Genomic DNA, 17,331 nt, shown 5'->3' with positions numbered 1-17,331 from the left:
CAGCGGAACGATCAATCTTTCCGTCAGGGCCACGGCCCATGTCGGGTCCACGGCCGTCAGTGCCAACGGCAGCCTGGCTGTAACGGTGGCACCGGTGGCTGATGCGCCCTTGCTGGCGGTGTTGCCGGCCAGCGGCCTGGAAGATCAGCCGATCACGCTGAATATCCTGGGTCGGCTGCAGGACCAGGATGGGTCGGAAACATTGAGTTACATCGTGTCGGGCCTGCCCGTGGGGGCGAGCCTGTCGGCAGGTGTGCTGGTGCCCGGTGTCGGCTATCTGGTGCAGCCGGCGCAGTTGGCAGGCCTGACCGTTACGCCGCCGGCCAATTACAGTGGCAGTTTCAACCTGACCGTGGCAGCAACGGCGGCGGAGGGGCTGGGTGGTGTGGCCACCACGGTGGCGACATTGCCGGTCACCGTGGCCGGCGTCGCCGATATCCCCACCCTTGTCGCGCTGCCGGCGGCAGGATTGGCCAATAGCCCCATTCCGCTGGTGGTGGCACCCGTGCTGAATGATCTGGACGGGTCGGAACAGCTTTCAATTACGATCACCGGTGTTCCGTCGGGTGGGGTGCTGAACCATGGCACACTGGCCGCGATCGCGGCGGATGGCAGCACGAGCTGGTCGCTGTCCCCGGGCCAGTTGGTCGGCCTGACCCTGACCCCGCCGCATAATTACAGCGGCATCCTGGATCTGACTGTGCGCGCCACGGCCACGGAGACGTCGGGTGGAAGCCAGGCCAGCGCCACGAGCCATATTGCCGTGACGGTTGCTCCGGGCCTGGGGCTGCCCGATCTTGGCCATTCAGACCTGTCGGTCAGTCTTGGGGCGGCCATCGGCATCGAGGGGCAGGCGCTGCCGCTCAACCTTTTGACGGGCTTGTCCACCGTGGCCCTGGCGGCGGATGTCAACACGGTTCTCGTCTCCGGCCTGCCGGCCGGTGCCACGTTGAACCATGGTGCCCTGCAGGCGAATGGTTCGTACCTGTTGACCTTGGCCGACTTGACGGGGTTGACCCTGACGCCACCGGCAAATTTCAGCCAGAACTTCAATCTGGCCGTTTCCTTCGGTGTTGGCCAGGGGGCCGGGGCCCTGACGGTCAATGGCAGTCTTGCGGTCCAGATGACGGGGATGGCCGATGCACCCACGCTGCTGGTCAGCAATATCGCCGGGGCCTATCACAGCCCCATTCCGCTGACCATTGTGGGGGCGCTGACCGATCTGACCGGGGCGGAGAGCCTGTCCTACGTGCTGTCCGGTATTCCCAATGGAGCGCGCCTGTCGGCCGGGGTGAATAATGGCAATGGTTCCTGGACGGTTCAGCCCGGCCAGTTGGCGGGCCTGACCATCACGCCGCCGCTGAGTTTCAGCGGCAGCCTGCCGATCACGGTCACGGCGCAGTCCCAGACGGCGGACGGTTCCATGGCTTCGCTGTCGAAGGTCCTGACGGTGACGGTGGCGTCGGAAGTGCTGCCGGTTCTGACGGGCCTGTTGCTGAACCCGGTCAAGGGGTTGGAGGACAGTGCCATCACGATCGGCACCAGCCTGGTGAGCCTCAACCTGCTGGGCGCGCTCAGCATCACCATCGGCGGGGTTCCGGCGGGGGCGACCCTGTCGGCCGGCACCAAGAATGGTGACGGCACCTGGACCGTGAGCCAGGGCCTGCTGTCCACCCTGAAGATCACGCCGCCGGCCAATGACAGCAGTGATTTCCAGCTTGGTATCTCGGTCAAGGTGTTGGGCATCACCACGCAGATCGGCCTGCTGAATGTCAATGTGGAAGGGGTGGCGGACCTTCCGACCGTGACCTTCTCCGCCCCCGTCGGGGTGGAGGATCAGCCGCTGGCCCTGTCCATCGGCGGGGTGCTGGGAGATCTGGACGGGTCGGAGGTGCTGTCCTTCGTCGTCAAGGGCCTGCCGGCCGGTGCCAGCCTTTCCGCCGGCAGCTATAACGCGGCCACCGGCGACTGGGTGCTTTCCGCTGCACAGGTTGTCGGGCTGAAGCTCAATCCGCCCGCCAATTTCAGTGGCACGCTGAACTTCCAGGTCGGCGGCGTTGCGTCGGAACTGGAAGGCAATTTCAACCTCAATCTCCGGAATGTCTCGGTTACCATCGCGCCTGTCACCGATACGCCGATCCTGACCCTGGCCAAGGCGGCCGGCAACGAGGACAACGCCATCGCCCTGAATATCGGCCTGGCCCTTGGCGACAAGGACGGATCGGAAAGCTTTACCAGCATCCAGGTCACGGGCGTGCCCGCGGGGGCGACGCTGAACCATGGAACCAACCTGGGGAATGGGGTCTGGTCGCTGACCATGGCGGACCTGTCCGGCCTGACCGTGACCCCGCCGGCCCATTTCTCTGGCACCCTGACATTGGGCGTATCCGCCACGGCACAAGACGGCACGGCCACCCCCGTCACGGTCAGCGGCAATCTGTCGGTCGCCGTGGCCGGCGTTGCCGATACGCCCAGCCTGAATGTCGGCGCGCTGACGGTTCAGTCCGGAGCCAGCGTGGCGCTGGGGATCAACAGCGCCCTGATCGATACCAGCGGATCGGAGCAATTGTCCGTCACGATCGGCAATCTGCCGGCGGGGGCGGTACTGTCGGCCGGCCAGAACAATGGTGACGGCACCTGGACCGTATCCGCGGGGCAGCTTGCGGGACTGCGCCTGACCCTGCCGCAGGGGCTGTCGGGTGATGTGAACCTGTCGGTCACGGCGCTGGCCTTGGAAACCCAGACCGGATCGCAGGCTCATGCCAGTTCCACCCTGACCCTGCATGTGCAGCCGCAGATGCCCGCGCTGCATCTGGCAGCCCTGGACGTTACGGTGCAGGAAGATGGGGTTGTGCCGCTCGACCTTCGTGTCGTGACGGACAATGCCGCCTTGTCCGGGGCCGTGACCGTCACCGTCACGGGCGTGCCCGATGGGGGCAGCCTGTCGGCCGGCACCAACCTGGGTCATGGAACCTGGTCGCTGACCGCGGCCCAGCTTGTCGGGCTGACCCTGAGGCCGCCGGCCAACAGCGACGCCGATTTCAACCTGGGCATCACGGCCCGCGTCACGGGGCCGGGCGGCGTCGAGGGCAGTGTCGGCGGACAGGTCCATGTCACCGTCACGGCCGTTGCCGATATGCCGACATTGCATGTGTCCGGTGCCGTCGGCCTGTCCGGGGCCGGTATTCCGCTGGATATCCAGTCGGTATTGACCGATCTGGACGGTTCGGAGACGTTGCATGTCACTGTGGCCGGCCTGCCGGCAGGGGCACGGCTGTCCGCCGGCACGGACAACCATGACGGTTCCTGGACCCTGGCGCCGGCGGATCTGGTGAACCTGTCGCTGCATGCCCCTGATGGCAGCAGTGGCGGACTGGGCCTGACCGTCACGGCCACCGCACGGGAGGCGGCCGGCGGCAGCGCGGCCCTGTCGGCCAACCTGCACGTGTCCCTTTCCGCGGCCGATGGGGCCCTGGCCGGTGACCTGCTGGTGGCCGGCGGGCTCAACCTGTCGCTGCTGGGCGGGCAGACCGTCTCGCGCGCCATCATCACCCTGGACCCGCTGGATTTCCATGATGGTGATGGCCTGTATCTGGCCGGCCTGCAGCTTGAAACCCTGCCGGATGGCCGTGTGCTGATCGCCAGCACCAATATCGAGGTGCTGGGCGGCGGTTTCGATGAGACCCATCATGCGCTGATCCTGTCGGGAACGGCGGATGTGTCGGTCTACCAGTCGGTACTGCGCAGTCTCAGCCTTGATGCGGGTGCGGACAGCGGTGTCCGCCACATCAGCATCGACCTTTATGATCAGGCGGGCGCCACCATTCCGGCGGGCCATTATGACACGAGTTGGAACATCGATAATGATGGCGGCCTGGGCATTCCCCTCGGCATGTTGTCGGCCCCGCTGTTCGATGGTGGTGCGGGTTTGGATGGCCTGGGTAATGACGGTCTGCCCTTGGTCGATCCTTTCGGGCATGATAGCGGCAGTTCCACGGTTGATGTCACGAACGACCCGCTCCACCCCCTCGACCATACCGGGACCTGATATGGATAATCCGATACATGTTCTGGTTGTCGATGACGACGCGCTGATGCGGAAACTGCTGACGGCACTGATCGGCCAGCATGATTTCCGCGTCAGCCTGGCCCATGACGGGCTCTCCGCCCTGGAGGCCCTGCGCAGCGGGGAGGAGATCGACCTGGTCATCAGCGATTGGGAGATGCCGGGCATCACCGGGGTCGAACTGTGCCGTGAATTGCGGGCGATGAACCTGCCGCACTATGTTCATTTCATCCTGCTGACGGCGCGGCAAGGGGCGGCGGATTTCAGCGCAGCCATGGCGGCCGGTGCCGATGATTTCCTGCTGAAACCGATCAGTCCCCCCATCCTGAAGGCGCGGCTGGAGGTGGTGAAACGGCTGCTGGAGCTGCAGCAGCGGCTGCGGCGCAAGAACCGTCTGCTGGCGGAAGCGAACGAGCAGATCAAGACCGCCTATGCCCGCCTGCAGGAGGATATGGAAGCGGCGGCCGTGGCGCAGCGCTGTCTTCTGCCGGAGCCGATCAAGGATATGGGGCCCTTGCGCTTCGCATCCTTCATGCTGCCGTCCACCTTCGTTTCGGGGGACATGTACAATTACCTGGAACTGCCGGATGGCTCCGTCGCGTTCTACATGGTGGACGTGGCGGGCCATGGGGCCCGTGCGGCCCTGCTGTCGGTCACCTTGAACCATTTGCTGGATGTGGCGGCCTTCGTTCCCCATGCGGAACGGTCTGGCCCCGCGCCGGAACGGATCATATCCGAGTTGAACCGGCGCTTTGCCCGCGTCGATGCCGGGATGCCCGACTATTTCACCATGATCTGCGGCATCATCAGTCCGGGCGGCGACAGCATGACCTTCTGCCAGGCCGGCCATCCCAGCCCCATTATCATCGATCCGGGCAAGCCGATCCGGGCGGCCGGGGATGGCGGTTTTCCCGTCGGGTTGATGGCGGACGGGGATTACCTGTCTGTCACCGTTCCTCTGGCGCCGGGAACCCGCGTCGTCCTCTATTCGGACGGCATGACGGAATGTGCCCGACCCGATGGCGAGCAATTCGGGGAGGAGCGGTTGCATATCCTTCTTGATAGTTCAAGGGACGCGCCGCTCGCTGATTTGGATGCTATTCTTTGCGGAGCCCTGACGAAATGGCAGGGCAGTGAGCGTTTCGAGGATGATGTCAGTATCCTTGCCTTCGAAGTCGTCTCAGGGCGTTGAGGGAGAATATGATCAATATCCGACATGAAGGTGCCATTCCGATCGTGACCGTCACGGTGCCGCGCATCGATGCCGCGGTTGCCGTCCGTTTCCGTCAGCAGTTCCTGTCCGAATTTTCTGCGCCGGGCGAGCGTATCATCATCGATGTCGCGCCCGTGGCCTTCATCGATTCGAGCGGCCTGGGCGCGCTCATCTCCATCATCAAGGCGTTGAACCTGAAGCAGCGGCCGGCCATTTGCGGCCTGCAGAAATCGGTTCAGACCATGTTCGCGCTGACCCGCATGGACAAGGTCTTCGCCATCCATCCCGATACCGAAAGTGCGATCGCCACCCTTGGCCAATGAGCGGTGCCATGAGCAACGAGCCTGCTCTTCATGTCACGGTGCCCGCCAGTCTTGATCAGGTTTCGTGGTTGACACGGCTGCTGCGGGCCGCGACTTCGAATATATTGCGCGATGACGAGTTCATATTGTTCGAGATCGGTGTTGTCGAAATCGTCAACAACATCATTGAGCATGCATTCGATACCCGGACAGGCACGCTGGACGTGACCTGTGCCCTGGAAGGCGCGCGCGTCCGGCTGCTGATCAGCGATGCCGGTCAGGCGATGCCCGACGGTATCCAATCCATTTTCGACGCGCTGGACGATGAGGTGGACGAAGATGCCGTTTCCGGGCGCGGCCTCCGGATCATCAAGAAATGCTTCGAGCATGTCGCCTTCTACCGGCAGGACGGGCTCAACAAGGTCATGGTGACCTACAGCGGCAGCGGCGCCCCTGTAATGGCCATGTGATCCACAAAGGACGCCCAACGGGCATTCGGTCCCGGCGAGCAATGCTCCCGGGACCGGAATTGCCTTTGCTGACCACCGTTCCGAGCGGTTCCTTTCCGCCATCCCATCTTTGTCCTTGGCATCGGGCCATTGGGAGCGCTAACAATTGCGCGCCGGTTTTGCGTGTCGGTTTCGTTCGCGCAGGCGCGACCGGGCCGGCCACCGGTCGCATGGCCGGCGGGGGCAAAGGCGGGAAGAACCCGCCCGAGATGGAGGTTCAGGAAGATGATTAATGGCAGCATCCTGATCGGCGCGGGTGAACGCCGGGGGCAGACAAGCTATGAGGCGGTGGAGGCGGCGACGGGGGCAACCCTGGATCCCGGCTTCTGGGACGCCGATCCTGGCCATGTGGATGAAGCATGTGCCCTGGCGGCGGCGGCCTTACCCGTCTTTTCCACCCTGGCCCCCGAGGTGCGGGCTGCGTTCATGGAGGATGTGGCCGCGCGTATCCTGGATATCGGCGATGCATTGATCACGCGCGCCATGGCGGAAACCGGTCTGCCCCGCGCGCGGCTGGAGGGGGAACGGGGCCGCACGGTCGGCCAACTCCGTCTTTTCGCTGCCACGGTGCGCCGGGGCGACTGGCTGGACGTGACCATCGACCCTGCGCAGCCCGACCGCCAGCCGCTGCCGCGTCCCGACCTGCGCCGCATGAACCAGCCCGTCGGCCCCGTCGCCGTGTTCGGTGCCAGTAATTTCCCCTTGGCTTTTTCCGTTGCCGGGGGGGATACGGCGTCGGCCCTCGCCGCCGGTTGTCCTGTCGTGGTGAAGGGCCATCGCGCCCATCCCGGCACCGGCGAACTGGTCGCGCGCGCGATCCAGGCGGCCGTGTCCGCCGCCGGCCTGCCAGAGGGCGTATTCTCCTATCTGCCCGGCACCCGGCGGGTGCTGGGGGAGGCGCTGGTCGCCGACCCGCGGATCAAGGCCGTCGGCTTCACGGGGTCGCGTACCGGGGGCCTGGCGCTGGCTGCCATTGCCAATGGCCGGCCGGAACCCATCCCCGTCTATGCGGAGATGAGCAGCATCAACCCCGTGCTGCTTCTGCCCGCCGCCCTTGCTGACCGTGGCAGGGATCTGGCAGCCGCATTCGTGCAATCGCTGACCATGGGGGCCGGCCAGTTCTGCACCAATCCGGGTCTGGTCCTGGCCGTGGAGGGGCAGGGGGCGGAGGATTTCATCGCTGCCGCGGCCAGCCACCTGTCGGCTGTCGCCGCCCAGGTGATGCTGACGCCGGGCATCTGCTCCAGCTATTGCGAGGGGATGGAAACGCTGTCGGGCCGGCCGGGCGTGCAGCGCGTGGCAACCGGACAGGCGGCGGCGGGCACGACCCAGGGCCGCGCCGCGCTGTTCCGCACGGATGCAACCCATTTCCTGGCCGATCCCGTCATGGGGCACGAGGTGTTCGGCGCCTCGTCCCTGGTCATCGTCTGTCGTGACGGCACGGAACTGCGCCAGGTCCTCCTGGCGTTGGAGGGCCAGTTGACGGCCACCATCCACATGGATGAGGCTGACCGGTCCGTGGCGGCCGAGTTACTCCCCCTGCTGGCTGTCAAGGCGGGCCGTGTATTGGCCAACGGCTGGCCGACGGGGGTGGAGGTCTGCCACGCCATGGTGCATGGCGGCCCGTTCCCGGCCACCAGCGATGTTCGCTCCACCTCTGTCGGCACGCTGGCCATGGCGCGTTTCCTGCGGCCTGTCTGTTACCAGAACCTGCCCGATGCGCTGTTGCCGCCGGCCTTGCAGGCCGCAAATCCCTGGCAATTGAACCGCCGCATCGATGGTGTGCTGACGCTGGCCGGCGCCTGACGGTCCGGTTCTGAAGGCACGGTTCCATATGCCCGGCATCGTTCCTTTCGAGGATGGCGCCGGGCTTCTCTTCACGTCAGCGGATCATTTTATGACACCGGTGTCTTGACGCGCATGCGGCGGATGGTTATGGTAACGCTATCAGTGGCGCAGCAGTCGTCATGGGAAATGGGGAAGAAAATGCAGCCTTCGGCAGAATTATCCGGGCACCAATAGGCCTGCGGCGCACGCAATTATCCTTGGCGATGCATCACGATCCGCAAAGCATCAGGATTTTTTTGCTGCCATCTCCGCATCGGCCGTAGTGGATATTGTGCATCGTCATGCGCGATGAATCCGCTTCTCTCGCTTTATTTCCCCTGCATTCCGAAGCCGGCGCGGTCCGGCCGTCACCCACCCAGCCGAGGAAGAGAACGCGCGATGACCGATCTGTCCCGCCGCAATGCCATGGGCCTGGCCCTTATCGGGGGTGCGGGTACGCTGGCGGCCACCATGCCGGCTTTGGGATCAACGCCCGACAGGGCCGCCGGGGCCTGCCCGACAGGGGCCGCCAAACCGCTGGCCTGGGCGCGCGGGCTGGACAACCAGCGCAAGCCCGACCTTGGGGACGGACGTTTCCTGAACCCCCTGATGTCGGGCGACCATCCCGACCCGACCATACTGAAGGACGGGCAGGATTATTATATGACCTTCTCCACCTTCGACAGTTATCCGGGGCTGGTCATCTGGCATTCGCGCGACATGATCAACTGGCGCCCCGTGACGGCGGCGCTGACCCGGAATATCGGGTCGGTGTGGGCACCGGAACTGACCAAGCATGGTGGCCGCTATTTCCTCTATATCCCCGTCAAGGGCAAGCCCGACGGCACTTATGTCATCTGGGCCGATCGGATCGAGGGGCCCTGGAGTGATCCGGAATATCTGGGCCTGCCGGGCCATATCGATCCCGGCCATGCCGTGGGAGAGGATGGGTCGCGCTGGCTGTTCCTGTCCAGGGGCGATCGTATCCGGCTGTCCGAAGATGGCCTGTCCACGGTCGGGGAGCCGGAGCATGTCTATGACCCCTGGCGCTATCCTGAGGACTGGATTGTCGAGGGCTTCGCCCCGGAAGGTCCGAAGATCACGCGCCGTGGCGATTATTTCTATCTGATCACGGCCGTGGGCGGCACGGCCGGTCCGCCGACGGGCCATATGGTGATCGCGGCCCGGTCGAAATCCATCCATGGGCCGTGGGAGGACTGTCCCCATAACCCGCTGGTCCGCACCGTGGATGCGTCGGAACATTGGTGGTCGCGCGGCCATGCCACGCTGGTGGAGGGGCCGGCGGGGGATTGGTGGGCCGTCTATCACGGCTATGAGAACGGCTTCTGGACCCTGGGGCGCCAGGCCTTGCTGGACCCTGTGGAATGGACCGATGATGGCTGGTTCCGCATGAAGGGCGGGGATCTGTCCCGGCCCCTCGCGGCCCCTGGCGGTGGCCGGCCCGGGCCGCACGGCATGGCGCTGTCGGATGATTTCGAAAGCCTGGCGCTGGGCACAAAATGGAATTTCTTCAAGCCCGCCGCAGATGAGGCTGCCCGTGCGCGCGTGGCGGGCGGGGCGTTGCATCTTGTGGCACGCGGAGTGGCGCCGGCAAATTCGTCACCGCTTTTGCTGGTGGCAGGGGACAATGCCTACCGGTTCGAATGCGATATCGAAATTGAAGCGGGGGGTGTCGCCGGGCTCGTGCTGTTCTATGACCAATCGCTCTATTGCGGGCTGGGCTTTGATGCGGAACGGTTCGTGACGCACCAGTACGGGATCGAGCGTGGACGTCCAGCCAACCCGCATGGGCGGCGCATGCGGCTCCGGGTGACCAACGACCGCCACATCGTCACCTACGACACCAGTGGGGACGGCGGGCAGAGCTGGAAACGGTTCGATCGCGGGATGGAGGTCTCCGGCTATCACCACAATGTGCGGGGCGGCTTCCTGATGCTGCGTCCCGGCCTCTATTCGGCCGGGACCGGTACCGCCCGCTTTTCCGGCTTCACCTACCGGGCGCTTTGATGCAGATGGCGGTGGTCGGCCGGGGAGGTGGCCACCCCGGCGCCGGGGATGTCGCAGGTCGTCCGTCGGAACCCGGTACCCCTCCCGCCGGCATCATTCCGCAGCGGCCGACGGCGCGGCGGTGCCGCGCGACCGGTGGAGGCGGGCCAGCAGCCGGGTCCGCTGCGCGTCCGCCTTGGCCATCGCCTCTTCCTTGACGGGGCCGAAGCCGCGGATGTCGGCCGGCAGCAGGGCCAGTTCCAGGGCCGTGTCGATCGTGGCCGGGGTCAGATGCCCGACCATGCCCCGTATCATGGCTTCGTACTGCGCCGCCAGTTGCCGCTCGGCCTTGCGCTCGGCCGTGTGGCCGAACGGGTCCAGCCAATGGCCGCGCAGGCGCTTGCCTCTGGCCAGCAGGCGCAGCAGCGTGAAGACCCAGGGGCCGAACCGGCGCTTGGCGGGCCGGCCTGTGCGCGGGTCGGTGCGCGACAGCAATGGCGGGGCCAGCCAGACGGAAAGGCGCTTGTGGCCGGAGAACTGGGCCGACAGGGTGGCCTTGAAGGCGGGGTCGGTGTAAAGCCGGGCCACCTCGTACTCATCCTTGTAGGCCATCACCCGGTATCCCTGGCTGGCCACGGCGCGGATGAAGTCCGCACCCCGTTCGCCCAGCCCGCGCGCTGCCGCCCGCGCATTCTCCACCATGGAAAGGTAACGGTCGGCATAGGCCTGGTCCTGATAGGCGACAAGGTCGGCCGCCCGCCGCTCGATCAGGGCTTCCAGGGCTTCCGGCGCCTGGATGGCGGGCTTCGTGATGCCGGCCATGGCTTCCGCCGCTGCCATGTCCACGGCCGCCAGCCGGCCCCAGTCGAAGGCGCGCAGGTTCATCTCCACGGCGGCGCCATTGGCCTTGATGGCTCCCCGCAGCGCATCGGCGGACAGGGGAACCAGCCCCTTCTGCCAGGCATAGCCCAGCAGCAGCGTGTTGGCCGCAACCCCATCGCCGAACAGCCCCTCCGCCAGGGCCGTGGCCCGCAGACGATCAATGGCACCATCCACACGCCGGGTCAGACGGTCGATCATGGCCGATGCCGGCAGATTGGCGTCGCGGTCGGTGACGATGTCGGCCGTGGGCGCGACATCCTCGTTCAGGATGATGTGCGAGCGTCCGTGCCCCAGCTTGGCCTGGGCATCGGCACCGGCGGCCACGACCAGATCGGTGCCCAGCATCAGGTCGATTTCACCCGCCCCGATGCGCACGGCATGGATAGGCCGGCCAGCCGGGGCCATGCGCACCTGGCTGACCACGGCGCCATTCTTCTGCGCCAGGCCCGTGAAGTCCAGCACGGTCGCCTCGCGTCCGTCCAGATGTGCCGCGGTTCCCAGCAGCGCCCCCACGGTCAGCACCCCCAACCCCCCGATGCCCGCGACATAGATGTTGTAGGGCGCATCGATGGCGGGCAGTGTGGGGGCGGGCACGGTGGCGAAGCGGGCGGCCTCCATCTCCTTCACCCGGTTCCCGTCGGGTTTGCGCAGGATGGCGCCATCGACCTCCACGAAACTGGGGCAGAAGCCCTTCAGGCAGGAGAAATCCTTGTTGCAGGCCGATTGGTTGATGCGTCGCTTCGTGCCCAGCGGGGTTTCCAGCGGTTCCACAGCGATGCAGTTGGACTGGACCGAGCAATCGCCGCAGCCCTCGCAGACGCGCGGGTTGATGAACAGACGTTGCGGCGGATCGGGAAACTCCTTGCGCTTGCGCCGCCGGCGCTTCTCCGCGGCACAGGTCTGCTCGTAAAGGATGGCGGAAACGCCGGGGACGGTCCGCAATTGCCGTTGTACGGCATCCAACTCGTCGCGATGATGCAGGTTGACGCCGGGCGGCAGGCCTGTGCGCCATTTGTCCGGGTCATCGCTCACCAGGCGGATATCGCCCACGCCCTCGGCAGCCAACTGGCGCAGGATGCGCTGCGGGTCGGGCGCACCTTCCGCCGGCTGGCCGCCTGTCATGGCGACAGCGTCGTTGTAGAGGATCTTGAAGGTGATGTTGGTGCCGGCCGCGATGGCGGCGCGGATCGCCAGAAGGCCTGAATGCTGATAGGTGCCGTCTCCCAGATTCTGGAAGATGTGGCCGGTTTGCGAGAAGGGGGCCGCCCCCACCCATTGCAGCCCTTCGCCGCCCATCTGGCTGAAGGTTGCCGTTTTCAGCTTGGGTTGCGACAAGGCCATGACATGGCAGCCGATGCCACCGCCGGCAATGGAGCCGTCCGGCGTCCTGGTGGAACTGTTGTGCGGGCAGCCTGAACAGAAGAAGGGCTTGCGCGCCGGAAACGGCACGACGGTGCCCTTCGGTGCGCGCGCTTCCAGAACGGCCAGCCGCTGTGCCAGGCGTGCGGCGGCCGGGCTGCCGCCCAGCCGGGCGACCAGCGCGCCTGCCACCATCAGGGGGGTGAACTCCATGATCGCGGGCAGCAGCGTCGCACCTGTCTCATCGGCCTTGCCCAGGACCAGGGGGCGCCGATCCTGGTTGAAAAGGGCCGTCTTGATCTGGTTTTCAACGATGGGCTGCTTTTCCTCCACCACGAGGATGTTCTCGGCCCCGCCCGCGAAGCCGATCAGGCTGGCGGTGTCCAGCGGCCAGCTCACCGCCACTTTGTAGACGGCGATGCCCAGTTCTGCTGCCTCGCCGGGGCCGATACCCAGATCTTCCAGCGCCTGCATCAGGTCCTGATGTGCCTTGCCGACCGTGACGATGCACAACCGCTTGACCGGTGGATCGATGATGGGGCGGTCCAGCCGGTTGGCGCGGACCCAGGCGATGGCGGCAGGCAGCCGTTCTTCCACCAGCCGCCGTTCCAGCTCCGCGCGCTGCGCCGGCCAGGGGATGGTCGGGTCCCAGTTCAACCCATGCGGCGGCACCGCGCCGTCGGGCCGCGCAAAAGCGGGATAGGGGTCGGGCAGGGGGAAGGACCCGGCACTTTCCACCACCTCCGCGATGGTCTTCATCGCCACCCACAGGCCGGAGAAGCGGGACAGTGCGATGCCGGCCAGGCCCAGCGACAGGATTTCCGACACATTGGCAGGCTGGATCACCGGCATCATCACCGATTGGAAAATGCCGTCCGTTTGATGCGGAAACATGGAGGATTGGGCGGCGTGATCATCGCCGCCCACGGCCAGCACCCCACCCAGGGAAGAGGTGCCGAGGATGTTGGCACTGCGGAACACATCGCCCGTGCGGTCCACACCCGGTCCCTTGCCGTACCAGATGCCGAACACGCCATCGGCCCTGGTGGCGCCATAGGCCTTGTGCATCTGTGCGCCCCACAGGGCCGTGGCGGCCAGATCCTCGTTCAGGCCGGGCTGGAACAGCACGTCATGCGCCGCCAGATGCTTCCTGGCTTTCCAGAGCTGCTGGTCATACGCCCCCAGCGGCGACCCACGGTAGCCGCTGACCAGACCCGCCGTGTCCAGCCCCTGCGCCCGGTCCAGGCGGCGCTGCATCATCGGCAGGCGTACCAGCGCCTGGATGCCGGTCATGAAGGCGGGACCGGTTTCCTGATTATAGATGCTGTCGAGCCCGAAACCCATTGGATCGCTTCCCTGCAAGGCTTTTGCATTTCACGCAAAGCCTATCGGAAGGCGCTTGGTAAGTGTCACCAATCTGGCCTACCGTTAAGCAGAACGGAAGCATGAATGAACTATAAAATTACACTATGGAAAGACGAATGAACCACGATTCGGGCTTGGATAATTATGATCTCAAGATCTTGCGTACCCTGGCGCAGGAAGGCAGGATGAGTTGGCGCGACCTGGCCGAAAAGATCGGCCTGTCGCTGACCCCGACCCTGCGCCGGGTCCGCCGGCTGGAGGATGAGGGGTATATCCGCGGCTATACGGCCAATCTGGACGAGAAACGTCTGGCCGGTCCCATGATCGTCTTCGTGTCGGTCACGGTTGAACGGCAGATCAGCGATGTGCTGGAAGTGTTCGAAACACGGGTTGCACAGTTGCCGGAGGTCATGGGCGGCTATCTGATGACCGGCGGTGCCGACTACCTGCTGCGTGTCGTGGTGCGAGACCTGGATCACTACCAGACATTGCTGGAGGTGCTGACGCGCGTGCCCGGCGTGGCCAATATCCAGAGCAGTTTCGCGCTGAAGGCCTTCGTGAACCGTCCGGCCCCCATGGTGGGGGCGGGCTGATACCACCTTGCGATGAGCAGAACTCATCGCAACCTGGTCCGGCGGCGACCGCCACAGCACCGCTCATGCGGCGTGCCCAAGCCAACGAATGTTGGCGCCGGCGATTGAGGGCGATGATCAGAACCTATTGGTTCTGATCATCGCAAAATAGTATGAGCTGATTTGTCAGGCCTTGGATGTGGCCTTGCCGGGGCTGAAGGCCCGCAGCGTTTCGGGGCTGGAACAGACCGACAATGTACGGCACGGGCCATCCGCGGCCGCCAGATAGGCATGGCCCATGGTGCTGTCCAGATAGATGCTCTGCCCGGCCGTCACCAGGGTGGGCGCGTAATATTCGGTGTGGACCTCGATCGCGCCTTCCATCACGAAGATGAATTCCTCCCCCGGATGGCGGACCAGCGGGCCGAATTCCTCCAGCGTGCGGGCGTAATGTTCCACGATGATGGGGATCATCTTCTTGTGGGTGATATCGGTGTTCAGGTAGCGGTGGCGGTAATTCTTGGTATCCACCTCCGCCTCGGCGTCGTCGCCTGCGCCGCGGTCGATGCTGCGCCGGGTCATCATCGGCGTCGGCTGGGTCGCCGGTTCGCCCGGCGATGGCTGCGGTGCGTCGCCCGTGAACAGCGTGCCGATATCGACACCCAACCCCTCGCACAGGCTGACGATCTTGTCGAAAGTCAGCGACATGCGGTCATTCTCCACCTTGGACAGGGTGGAGACGGCAAGACCCGTGCGCTCGGCCACGTCGGCCAGGGTCCAGTCATTTTTCAGACGCAGGCGGCGCAATGCCTTCCCGATCGGTGCTTTCCGCGTCATGTTTCCAAATCCCCAGAACTGCCAGCTTTTCCGTTCCGCATTTCGATTTAGCGTTTCGGAAAACAAAAAATGCCACAGGGCAAGGGTCGATGGGAACCCTTTTCCCCTGTGGCAAGGCGCAGCAGTCATCTGAATAATCAGGGATACCGGGGCTGTTCGCCCGATCAGTAGGTGACGTCGAGGCTGAGCCCGATGGTGCGGGGTTGCAGGACCGTACGGTCGATCTGCTGCTGAACGCCCACCGCGCTGGTCAGCATGCTGGCCGATGTGGTGGCGCGGGAATTCATGGCGTTGCGGACGAAGGCACGCACGGAAACCGTTCCGTCGCTGACCCCGGCATGCAGGTCCAGCACGCCATAGGACTTGGTCGATACGGCTTCCGGCGCATTGGGCGCGGCATTATAGGTCGACCCCGACCAGCGATATCCGCCCCCGAAATTACCCGTCCAGTCCCCGGCAAGGGCTATTTCCTGATCCGCCGTGACAGAGAAGGAGAATTTCGGGATCAGGGGCAGCCGGTCGTTGTCGAGCGCACCGACGGAGGGCACATCGCCCTTAAAGAAGGCATCGGTATAGGCCCCGTTGAAGCCCAGCCGCCAGCCATCACCCGGCAGCAGCACCGTTTCAAATTCCAGCCCCGCCGACCGGGCCTTGCCGCCATTTTCCAGATAGCCGATGCCGCCATTGCTGGCCGCAATCTGGATATCCTTCCAGTCGATCAGAAACACAGCGGCATTGGCCAGCAACCGACCGTCCAGAAGCGTGGATTTGACACCCCCCTCATAGCTGATCAATGTGTCTGCATCCACGCTGGGCGGCAGACCGGGCAGCGCCACGTTGGGACCGCCGGGCCGATAGCTGCTGGCCACGCGCGTATAAAGCGTCAGATCGTCATTCACCCGCAAACGCGGGCTGACCATGAAGGTCAGCACATTTTCCGACGAGGCGCCGACCATTTCGGCCGCACCGCCGACCAGGGCGCCGTCGGTAATCTGCTGATAATCCTGTTCGTTCCGGGCCCAGCGCAAGCCGGCCGTCACGTCGAACCTGTCGGTCAACGCAACCGTGGCATTGCCGAAGACGGCGACCTCCTCATACCGGCTCGGGATGCTCACAATGGCCATCGGGTCCAAACCGGGCACCGGATTGCCATTGATATCCGTTGCGTTCAGCAATTGTGCCTGGACACTGTCCTCCCAGGTGTAGAAACCACCCAGCATCCATTCGAAACCTTGGCCGGACGGCGATGTCAGGCGGACTTCCTGGGTCCATTTCTCCAGGTCCAGCCCCAGTTCGAACGGGGCGAGCCCCGGCGCGACGGCGCCACCGGTGAACATCGGGAACAGGTCGCCATAGACCAGCGAGGCATCCTGCCCCTGCACGGTTTCAGCCTTGGAATAGCTGGTGGCCGATGTCAGGTTGGCCCAATCCAGATCCCAGTCCAGCGTACCGGAATAGAAGGAGAGGTCCTTGTCAAAGGATTGATCCATACGATAGCGGCTGTCCAGCCGGCCGCCCAGCGGCCTGTCGGTCACCGGATCATAGGCAGCGACAGAATTGTTGAGGGCGTCGACCTTCTGGAACAGCGCGGACAGGCGCACCGTCACGGTCTCTGCCGGCCGCCAAAGGGCGGCGATGCGGGCGCCTTCCTGATCGACCGGATTGGTGTTGCGGGCGCCGGTCATCGGGTTATCGATGTAACCGGCATTTTCCTGGCGGAAGGCGCTGGCCTGTATGGCCAGCCGATCCTCCACCAACGGGATATTCACCTGCCCACGCACACCCCAGTTGGCGCCGCCGGCCTTGTCCGTGCCGGACATCTCTGCCCCGAAACGGACTTCGGTCTTGTTCAGATCGGGCTGGCGGGTGACGTATTTCAGCAGGCCGCCCATCGTGCTGGCACCGTAAAGCGTGCCCTGGGGACCGCGCAGCACCTCCACTTGCTGAATGTCATAGGGGAAGAGATCCAGTGCGAAGCTGGTGGCCCGCGCATAGTTGGAACTGGAGCCCAAAGGCGTGTCATCGATATAGGTGCCGACCGTGGCGGCCTGGCCAACGGCCGAGATACCGCGCAGGGCGATGGTCACCTGACCGGGTGTGCCGGCGCTGGTCACGCTGAAACCGGGCAGATAGGCAGCGTAATCGGCCAGCCCGCCGGGGCTGGACTTGGCCATCTGCGCACCGCTCAGCACGCTGACCGACGCCGGCACGGTTTGCAGGTTCTCCAGACGCTTTTGCGCCGTCACGATAATCTCTTCCAGAAGGATTTCCTGGCTGCCAGTGGATTGTGCCATGGAGGGCAGGAGGGGAAGAGCCGTCAGTGCCAGTCCCGCCAGAAGGGGCAGCGGGTGCGGCCGGCATCTTGCCAGAAGCGCGGTCGATGTCATGGGGA

At 65.0% G+C, this 17,331-nt stretch carries 10 protein-coding genes; 7 read left to right on the top strand and 3 right to left on the bottom strand.

The genetic code is table 11. The annotated features are described in order from the left end of the window. The 6 genes from ACM9LZ_RS03475 to ACM9LZ_RS03450 form a co-directional block, all read left to right on the top strand. A partial coding sequence (locus ACM9LZ_RS03475) for a beta strand repeat-containing protein (protein WP_416617946.1) occupies positions 1-4,048 on the top strand: 4,048 nt, incomplete at its 5' end. A gap of 1 nt (position 4,049) precedes the next feature. Beyond that, positions 4,050-5,258 carry a PP2C family protein-serine/threonine phosphatase gene (locus tag ACM9LZ_RS03470; RefSeq protein ID WP_416617945.1) on the top strand — a complete coding sequence of 403 codons (1,209 nt, stop codon included), beginning with the start codon at positions 4,050-4,052 and terminating at the stop codon, positions 5,256-5,258. Positions 5,259-5,266: 8 nt separating this feature from the next. Beyond that, the gene (locus ACM9LZ_RS03465; protein ID WP_416617944.1) at positions 5,267-5,602 is read left to right on the top strand and encodes an STAS domain-containing protein; all 336 of its coding nucleotides are present in this window, start codon (positions 5,267-5,269) and stop codon (positions 5,600-5,602) included. Between the two features lie 8 nt (positions 5,603-5,610). Beyond that, complete coding sequence (locus ACM9LZ_RS03460) at positions 5,611-6,051, top strand: ATP-binding protein (protein ID WP_416617943.1); 441 nt, start codon at positions 5,611-5,613, stop codon at positions 6,049-6,051. Positions 6,052-6,315: 264 nt separating this feature from the next. Further along, positions 6,316-7,896, top strand: a complete 1,581-nt coding sequence (locus tag ACM9LZ_RS03455; RefSeq protein ID WP_416617942.1) for an aldehyde dehydrogenase (NADP(+)) — start codon at positions 6,316-6,318, stop codon at positions 7,894-7,896. 420 nt (positions 7,897-8,316) lie between these two features. Next, positions 8,317-9,945: a family 43 glycosylhydrolase gene (locus ACM9LZ_RS03450; protein ID WP_416617941.1), complete on the top strand. Its 1,629-nt coding sequence runs from the start codon at positions 8,317-8,319 to the stop codon at positions 9,943-9,945. 93 nt (positions 9,946-10,038) lie between these two features. Here the strand turns inward: ACM9LZ_RS03450 and ACM9LZ_RS03445 are convergent, their stop codons facing one another. Next, positions 10,039-13,509 carry an indolepyruvate ferredoxin oxidoreductase family protein gene (locus ACM9LZ_RS03445; protein ID WP_416617940.1) on the bottom strand — a complete coding sequence of 1,157 codons (3,471 nt, stop codon included), beginning with the start codon at positions 13,507-13,509 and terminating at the stop codon, positions 10,039-10,041. 125 nt (positions 13,510-13,634) lie between these two features. Here ACM9LZ_RS03445 and ACM9LZ_RS03440 point away from each other — a divergent pair, with 125 nt between their 5' ends. Beyond that, entirely contained in the window at positions 13,635-14,123 is a 489-nt protein-coding gene (locus tag ACM9LZ_RS03440; protein ID WP_416617939.1) for an Lrp/AsnC family transcriptional regulator, read from the top strand. Positions 14,124-14,288: 165 nt separating this feature from the next. On the opposite strand, the gene ACM9LZ_RS03435 is transcribed toward ACM9LZ_RS03440, so the two are convergent. Further along, positions 14,289-14,939, bottom strand: coding sequence for a helix-turn-helix domain-containing protein (locus ACM9LZ_RS03435; RefSeq protein WP_416617938.1), 651 nt, complete (start codon positions 14,937-14,939; stop codon positions 14,289-14,291). Positions 14,940-15,103: 164 nt separating this feature from the next. Next, on the bottom strand, positions 15,104-17,326 hold the full coding sequence (locus ACM9LZ_RS03430) for a TonB-dependent receptor (protein WP_416617937.1): 2,223 nt from the start codon (positions 17,324-17,326) through the stop codon (positions 15,104-15,106). Positions 17,327-17,331 lie beyond the last annotated feature (5 nt).

The organism is Niveispirillum fermenti, from assembly GCF_048066175.1.
Taxonomy (GTDB): Bacteria; Pseudomonadota; Alphaproteobacteria; order Azospirillales; family Azospirillaceae; genus Niveispirillum; species Niveispirillum fermenti.
The sequence above is the reverse complement of the archived record's forward strand: the minus strand, read 5'-3'. Positions and strand labels throughout refer to the sequence as shown.